General features: G+C 65.6%; 5 protein-coding genes. 3 read left to right on the top strand and 2 right to left on the bottom strand.

Translation table 11 applies throughout. The features are described 5' to 3' along the window. Nucleotides 1–16 precede the first annotated feature (16 nt). Nucleotides 17–820 (top strand): SDR family NAD(P)-dependent oxidoreductase, encoded by an 804-nt coding sequence (locus tag AC1ROX_RS28130; RefSeq protein WP_493131576.1) that lies wholly within the window; start codon nucleotides 17–19, stop codon nucleotides 818–820. Between the two features lies 1 nt (nucleotide 821). Here AC1ROX_RS28130 and AC1ROX_RS28135 read toward each other — a convergent pair whose 3' ends face one another. Continuing rightward, a complete protein-coding gene (locus tag AC1ROX_RS28135; RefSeq protein ID WP_493131578.1) occupies nucleotides 822–1,280 on the bottom strand; it encodes a flavodoxin family protein in 459 nt (152 codons plus the stop codon). Nucleotides 1,281–1,305: 25 nt separating this feature from the next. On the opposite strand from AC1ROX_RS28135, the gene AC1ROX_RS28140 reads away from it, so the two are divergent. Further along, nucleotides 1,306–4,665: a carboxyl transferase domain-containing protein gene (locus AC1ROX_RS28140; protein ID WP_493131580.1), complete on the top strand. Its 3,360-nt coding sequence runs from the start codon at nucleotides 1,306–1,308 to the stop codon at nucleotides 4,663–4,665. 150 nt (nucleotides 4,666–4,815) lie between these two features. On the opposite strand, the gene AC1ROX_RS28145 is transcribed toward AC1ROX_RS28140, so the two are convergent. Further along, nucleotides 4,816–6,720, bottom strand: coding sequence for an ABC transporter substrate-binding protein (locus AC1ROX_RS28145; RefSeq protein WP_493131582.1), 1,905 nt, complete (start codon nucleotides 6,718–6,720; stop codon nucleotides 4,816–4,818). A gap of 182 nt (nucleotides 6,721–6,902) precedes the next feature. Here AC1ROX_RS28145 and AC1ROX_RS28150 point away from each other — a divergent pair, with 182 nt between their 5' ends. Beyond that, on the top strand, nucleotides 6,903–7,997 hold the full coding sequence (locus tag AC1ROX_RS28150; RefSeq protein WP_493131584.1) for an alpha-hydroxy acid oxidase: 1,095 nt from the start codon (nucleotides 6,903–6,905) through the stop codon (nucleotides 7,995–7,997). Nucleotides 7,998–8,070: the final 73 nt, after the last annotated feature.

Consider the following 8,070-nt stretch of genomic DNA (forward strand, 5'->3'; position numbering starts at 1 on the left):
CACGAGGAGGAAACGAATGAACAGGCTTGACGGCAAGGTGGCATTTCTCTCCGGCGCTGCCCGTGGCATCGGCGGCGAGGCCGCGAAGTTGATGGCGAGTGTCGGCGCCAAGGTGGTGATCGGCGACGTGCTCGAGGAGCGCGGACGCCAGACGGCGAAGGAGATCGAGGCGGCCGGCGGGCAGGCGATGTTCGTGCCCCTCGACGTGACTCAGGAGGCAAGCTGGACCGCCGCCATCGATGCCACGGTGAAGAAATTCGGCGGCCTCGACATCCTGGTGAACAATGCCGGCATCTTCGTCGGCAAGGGCGTCGAGGATGCCTCGATGGATGAATGGCACAAGCTCGTCGCCGTTAATCTGACCGGCGTGGTGCTGGGTACTCGTGTTGCGCTGCCGCATCTCAAGGAGCGTGGCACGAAGAGTGCGCACGGCTCGGCGATCGTGAACCTCGCCTCGGTGGCGGGCCTCGTCGGCTCGCAGCTCGACCCGCTCTATTCGCTGACCAAGGGCGGTGTCACGCTGTTCACCAAGTCGACCGCTCTGGAGTTCGGCCGCAAGGGCTATCGCATCCGCGTGAACTCGGTCCATCCCGGCGTCATCGACACCGACATGGGCCAGCAGACCTTTGCAATGCGGGCCCGGGCGCTCGGCACCAACGACACCGAGGCCACGCGCAAGACCTCGCAGACCATGCATCCGATCGGCCGGCTGGGCGTCGCCGAGGACATCGCCAAGGGCATCGTGTTCCTGGCGTCGGACGATGCCGGCTTCATGACCGGCTCGGGCCTCGTCGTCGACGGCGGCTACACCGCCCAGTGACTTAGAAGATGCCGGCGGCGAGGCCGGCCGCCATGGCCGCGCCCAGCTCCTCGCACTGGTCGACGAAGGCCGGCTGCCAGGGGCCCTTGCACAGAAGGGGCTCCTGGACGGCGCGCCAACGCAGGCCGGTCAGGATCGTCTCGACGCCGCGGCGCGTGCCGGTGCCGTCGCTGCCGGCCCGGATGTAGAGCGCGCAAGGCATGCCCTGCGTCTTCTCCAGACAGGCATTGTAGCTGCGGTCGAAGAAATCCTTCAGGGCGCCGCTCATGTAGCCCAGGTTCTCGGTGGTGCCGAGGATCACCGCCTGGGCGGCCAGCACATCGTCGGGGCCGGCCTGCAGCGGCGCGATCACCCGCACGTCGATGTCCGTTTCGCTGCGCGCGCCGCGTTCCACGGCCTCGCGCAGGGAGAGGGTGTTCTCCGAAGGGGCGTGCGCCACAATGAGCAGCCTTTTAGACATGGAGGGGGTTTTACCCCACGCAGACATGCTCAAGAAACTCCTGATCGCCAACCGCGGCGAGATCGCCATCCGCATCGCCCAGGCTGCCGCCGAACTCGGCATCGCAACCGTGGGTGTCCATTCCGAGGACGACGCGACCTCGCTGCATGTCTGCCGCGTCGACGAGGTGCGGCCGCTGAAGGGACGCGGCGCTGCGGCCTATCTCGACATCGCTGGAGTGATCTCGACCGCGAAAGACGCGGGCTGCGATGCGGTGCATCCAGGCTACGGCTTCCTGTCAGAGAACGCCGCTTTCGCCAAAGCCTGCGCCGACGCAGGGTTGGTGTTCGTCGGTCCCACGCCCGAGCATCTCGACCTGTTTGGCGACAAGGCGCGTGCGCGCGCCCATGCCGGCAAGAACAAGGCGCCGGTCCTGTCGGGCACCGATGGCGCGGTCGACGTGGCGGGCGTGAAGGCCTTCTTCGCCAAGCATCGCAAGGCCGGCATCGTCATCAAGGCGATCGCGGGCGGCGGCGGGCGCGGCATGCGGATCGTCACGCAGGAAAGCGAGATCGACGAGGCCTTCGCGCGCGCCTCGGCCGAAGCGAAGGCAGCCTTCGGCAATGGCGATCTCTATGCCGAGCGGCTGATCGCGCGGGCGCGTCATATCGAGGTACAGATCGTCGGTGACGGCGAGGGTGGCATCGTGGCCCTGGGCGAGCGTGAATGCACGATCCAGCGCCGCAGCCAGAAGATCATCGAACTGGCGCCAAGTCCCAATCTGTCGGAGGCGATGCGCAGCAAGATCGTCGAGTCGGCGGTCACAATGGCGAAGGCTGTGAACTATCGCAGCCTCGGCACTTTCGAGTTCCTGGTCGACGATACGTCGCCGGACTTCTTCTGCTTCATCGAGGCCAATCCGCGCCTGCAGGTCGAGCACACCGTTACCGAGGAGGTGTGGGGCGTCGATCTCGTGAAGACGCAGCTGCGCCTGGCGGGCGGCGCGTCGCTCGATGATACCGGTATCAGGAAGGCTTCGCCGCGCGGCCATGCCATCCAGCTTCGCGTGAACATGGAGACCATGACGGCCGACGGTTCGGCCAAGCCGGGTGGCGGCACGCTCACCTCCTTCGAGCCGCCGTCGGGGCCGGGTATCCGCGTCGACACCTATGGCTATGCGGGCTATCGCACCAATCCCAACTTCGATTCGCTGCTGGCCAAGGTGATTGTTCATGCGGCCGATTTTGATGGCGCGCTGCAGCGGGCCGAGCGGGCGCTGGCGGCGTTCCGTTTGGAGGGCGCGCCCTCGAACATCGCCTTCCTGCGCGCGCTGATCGCCCATCCCGATTTCCGTGCCGACAAGGTCCATACGCGCTTCGTCGACGAGCAGGCCGCGTCCCTGATCGAGGCAGCGGGCAAGCTGAAGGCCGGTCTCTATTTCGAAGCGGCGGTTCCGGCCGCTTCGTCGGCCCGGCAGGTCGGCGCGCGGGTCGACAGCGTCGATCCGCTGGCGGTGCTGGCCTTCGGCAAGGCCAGGTCGGAGACGGCTTCCTCCAGCGTGGCGAGCGACGCACTGGAAGGCACTGTCGCGGTGCCGGCGCCGATGCAGGGCACGATCGTGAGCCTGTCGGTGAAGGAAGGCGATGCGGTCGCGGCAGGCCAGGCCTTGCTGGTCATGGACGCAATGAAGATGCAGCACGAGATTCGCAGCCCGGCGCGCGGCTATGTGCGGCGCATTGCGGTTGACGCCGGCGAGACGGTCTACGAAGGCCATTCGCTTCTCTTCGTCGAGGAGGCCGATGTCGAGGTGAAGGGTGCGGCTGTCGAGGAGACGGTCGACCTCGACCATGTCCGGCCCGATCTCGCGGAGTACCTCGAACGTCGCGCCATGACGCTCGACGAGAAGCGGCCGGACTCGGTGGCGCGGCGGCGCAAGACCAACCAGCGGACGGCGCGCGAGAATCTCGAAGACCTCGTCGATCCCAATAGCTTCGTCGAGTACGGCGCCTTCGCGATCGCCAGCCAGCGTACGCGCCGCACGGCCGAGGACCTGATCGAGAAGACGCCGGCCGACGGGCTGATCACCGGCATCGGCCGGGTGAACGGCTCGCTGTTCGGGCCCGAGCGCAGCCGGGTCGCGATCGCGCACTACGATTACACGGTGCTGGCCGGCACGCAGGGCAAGAACAACCATCACAAGAAGGACCGGCTGTTCGAGATCGTCGAGAAGCAGCGCCTCCCGCTGGTCTTCTTCACCGAAGGCGGCGGCGGCCGGCCGGGCGACATCGACGTGCAGTCGGTCGCCGGGCTCAACACCATGGCCTTTCATATCTTCGGGCGCCTGAGTGGCGTGGCGCCGCTGGTCGGCATCAACTCGGGCCGCTGCTTTGCCGGGAATGCCGCCATCCTGGGTTGCTGTGACGTGGTGATCGCGACGAAGAACTCATCGATCGGCATGGGCGGTCCGGCGATGATCGAGGGCGGCAATCTCGGCGTCTTCTCGCCCGAGGAAGTCGGGCCGATGGACGTGCAGGTCCCCAACGGCGTGGTCGACATCGCCGTCGAGGACGAAGCCGAGGCGGTCGCCGTGGCCAAGAAGTACCTGTCGTACTTCCAGGGTGCGCTGCCTGAGTGGCGGGCGGCCGACCAGCGCCTGTTGCGGCGCGCGATCCCGGAGAACCGGCTGCGCGTCTACGACGTGCGCGATGTGATCGCCACGCTGTGCGACGAAGACTCGGTGCTGGAGGTGCGCCGCGCCTTCGGGCCCGGAATGGTGACGGCCTTTGGCCGCATCGAGGGCAAGCCACTCGGCATCGTGGCCAACAATCCTGTCCATCTCGCGGGCGCCATCGACAGCGACGGCTCGGACAAGGCCGCGCGCTTCCTGCAGCTCTGCGATGCCTTCGACATCCCGATCCTGTTCCTCTGCGACACGCCCGGCATGATGGTCGGGCCGGAGATCGAGAAGACGGCACTGGTCCGTCACTGCTCGCGGCTGTTCGTGACCGGCGCCAACCTCACCGTGCCGTTCGGCACCATCGTGCTGCGCAAGGCCTATGGGCTGGGCGCGCAGGCGATGGCCGGTGGTTCCTTCCACGCGCCGGTCTTCGCGCTCTCCTGGCCGACCGGCGAGTTCGGCGGCATGGGCCTGGAAGGCGCGGTGAAGCTCGGCTTCCGCAAGGAGCTGGAGGCGGTGAGCGACCCGAACGAGCGCCGCGCGCTGTTTGACAAGATGGTCGCGGCCGCCTACGCGCGCGGCAAGGCGCTCAGCACCGCGACCTACTTCGAGGTCGACGAGGTGATCGATCCGGCCGACTCGCGGCGCTGGATCGCGACGGCGCTTCTGGAGGCCAAGCCACGGCCGGCGCACAGCCACAAGAAGCGGCCAAACATCGATACGTGGTGAAAGAATAAAGGTCCCTCACTGCGTTCGGGATGACAATGTTTTCTGCAGCGACGCACCGCGCCAACCCTCAGCAAAATTGTCATCCCGAACGCAGTGAGGGACCATTGAGTTACATGCGATGACCCTGCTCGAAGGAGGGGCCTCTCTCGCTTACTGCGCGATCCAGAACGTGTCCGGCTGGTAGAGGCCGATATATCCGCCCGGATCCCAGGCGTAGTAGCCTTCCTTCGGCACGTTGTGGATCTTCGGGCCGACGACGACGGGCTGGCGGATGCCGTTGACCGTGCCGATCGAGAAGACCTCGTCGGCGTTGGTGGCGAGGATCTTCTCCCAGGCCTTGCGCCGGTCTTCGACCGTCGCGCCGGTCTCCCATTCCTTCACGTAGTCGAGCAGCTTGCAGGCCGAGTCGAGATCGCACTTCTCGCCCTGCTTGCCCTTCGACTCGACGAACATGCCCCAGCGCGACCATTGCAGGCCGCCCAGCATGGTCGGCGCGAACTCCTTGGGGCTGGTGTTGGGCGTCGGAACCGCCGTCACCGCCCCGGCGAAGGCCGTCATGACGGCTTCACCCGAGAAGGTGCGCAGGCGGAAATTGTCGCGCGTCTGCGGCTTGGTCAGCATCTTGATGCCGATCTTCTTCCAGTTGTCGGTAATCAGCGCGAGCGCGTCGCTGTCCTCGGTTTCCTCGCTGGAATGCTCGACGACGATGGTCGCCGGCCGGCCGTCGGGCAGCAGACGAAAGCCCTGGCTGTCTTTCTTGGTCAGGCCGATTTCGTCCAGCAGCTTGTTGGCGAGCTTCGGATCGTAGTCGGCCCACTTGGTCGCGTATTCCGGCTTGAACAGCTCGGAACGCGGCATGATCGTGTTGTTGGAGGGCTTGGCCAGGCCGATATAGACGACCTGGTTCAGCTCCTCGCGGTCGATGGCCAGCGACAGCGCGCGGCGGAAGCGAACGTCGCGCATCAGCTTGCGCCATTCAGGGTCGTTGGCCGTGAGGTTGGGATAGAGCGCGAGCTGCGAGCCCGAGCCCGCTTCCCAGAGGCGCACGTTCACGCCCGAGGTCTGGGCGCTCTTCTGCAGGAAGGTGTAGTCGCGCATGTTGAGGTAGCGCGGCTGCAGGTCGGCCTCGCCGAGACCCGCCTTGGCCGGCACGAGGTTGGTCGCCGTGACGGTGAAGATGATGCGGTCGACATAGGGAAGCTGCTGCCCCTTCTCGTCGATGCGATGATAGTAGGGGTTGCGCACATAGACGAAGCGCTGCGCCGGCGACGGAGTCGTGCCGACCCATGGGTTGAGCGTCGGCAGATCGATATTGTCGTTGGTGTACATCACATCGTTGCGGCGGAAGATCGACGCCCAGCCCTGCTGGCCGCCCTTGGCGGACTTCACGATCTCGGCTTCCGGCGTGTACTTGTTGTGGAACTTCTTCAGGTAGTGAGCCGGACGGAAGAGGAAGAGCGGTGCGGCGCGCGCCTGGCTCTCGATGAAATAGGGGTTGGGCTTTTCCCAGGTGTACTTGATGGTGAGCGGATCGATGATCTCGACCTTGGGCGGCTGTCCGTCGACCAGCAGCTCGACACTGGGACCGCCGCTCGAGAGGTCCTTGTTGTTGGCGACGTCTTCCCAGAAGAAGCGGAAGTCCTCGGTGGTGAACGGTTCGCCGTCCGACCATTTGTGTCCGGCGCGCAGCTTGAAGGTGAACTCGCGGCCGTCCTTCTCCTCGTAGCTCTCGAGGATGTCGGGCTTCAGCTTGAACTTATCGTCATAGACGATGAGGCGCGTGTAGCTGAAGATCGTCATCAGGCGCGTATCGCGTGCACTGGCGATCAGCATGTTGAGCTGGCCGCCCTGCTGGCCCGGACCATCGCCGCCGGCGAAGTAGTTGACGACCCAGGGCTGCTGCGGAATGCGCTTGTCGACGGGGGGAAGGGCGCCCGACTTCACCTGGTCGGCGAACATCGGCGTTTCCTTCATCGCGGGCACCGGCTCGGCGGCGAGGGCTGGCCCCGCGATCAAACCGAGAACCAGTGCCATCGTCAGTGCCCGTCTCTTCATCTCGAGTCCTCACCGCCGGCCATTGATGAGGCCAGCCCTTCTTACTGGTTCCGCCGAGCGAATGCCCGGCGGGGAAATCGTCCGAAGCCGCCATCGTCAATGCCAGCGGCCTGTGACGCCACGTTGACGTGGCGCCGAAGGACGCGCAAGAAACCGCCACCACTGCGAGAGTCGAGGGAATAATGGCGAGCGGTCTGGAAAGCGACTTCGTGACGCTACACGAAATCGTAAAAGCGGCGAAAATCCGGCTCAATCCGAACATCTGGGATTATTTGATCGGTGGCACGGAAACCGAAACCACGCTGCGCCGCAACAGACTGGCGCTCGACACGATCGCCTTCAAGCCGCGCGTGCTTCGCGACGTGTCGACGATCGATCCCTCCTCCGAAATCCTCGGTCGCAAGATTCGCTTGCCGGTGATGCTAGCGCCCGTCGGGTCGCTCGAATCCTTCGAGCCCGGCGGCGGCATCACGGTCGCGCAGGGCGCCGGCGCGGGTAACGTCGCGATGCTGATCAGCTCGGTCACCACGCTCAAGCTCGAAGACATCGTGAAGGGTGGCGCAGGCCCCAAGATCTATCAACTCTATGTGCGCGGCGACGATGCCTGGGTGGCAGACCGGGTGAAGCAGGCGATGGATGCGGGCTACGACGCCTTCTGCATCACCGTCGACACGCAGGTGTACAGCCGCCGTGAACGCGACATCGCCAAGCGTTTCGTGAAGTCCTGGCGCTCCTCGGCGACGGGACAGGATCACCAGGCGGCCTTCTCGTGGAATAACTTCATCGCCGTCCGCGAAAAGTTTCCCGATGTGAAGTTCATGCTGAAGGGCATCGGCACCGGCGAGGATGCGGAGCTCGCCTGCCAGCAGGGCGTCTGGGGCGTCTATTGCTCCAATCATGGCGGCCGCCAGCTCGACCATGGCCGCGGCTCGGCCGAGGTGCTGCCGGAGATCGTCGAGGCGGTGGCGGGGCGTGCCAAGGTGGCCGTCGACGGCAGCTTCAGCCGCGGCAGCGACATCGTGAAGGCGATTTGCATGGGCGCCGACTGGGTCGGCCTCGGCCGTCTCTACTGCTACGGCCTCGCCGCTGCCGGTGCGGCCGGCATCGAGCGCGTGATCGAGCTGCTCGAGGAGGAGATGAGGGAGGTGATGGGCCTGCTGGGCGTCACCTCGCTGTCGCAGCTCGACAAGAGCTACATCGCCAGGAGCTGGCCCACCAACCTGACCGGCGTGCACAGCGCGTTCCCGCTGCTCAACCTGCAGGACGAGGGCTACTAGAGTCTTTCCGAGGCTGATTGAATCGGAAGGGATTCCCAAATCGAGAGGACTGTGATTCAAACTGCTGACCGAT

The sequence above is a fragment of the Reyranella sp. GW821-FHT14A01 genome, assembly GCF_058803965.1.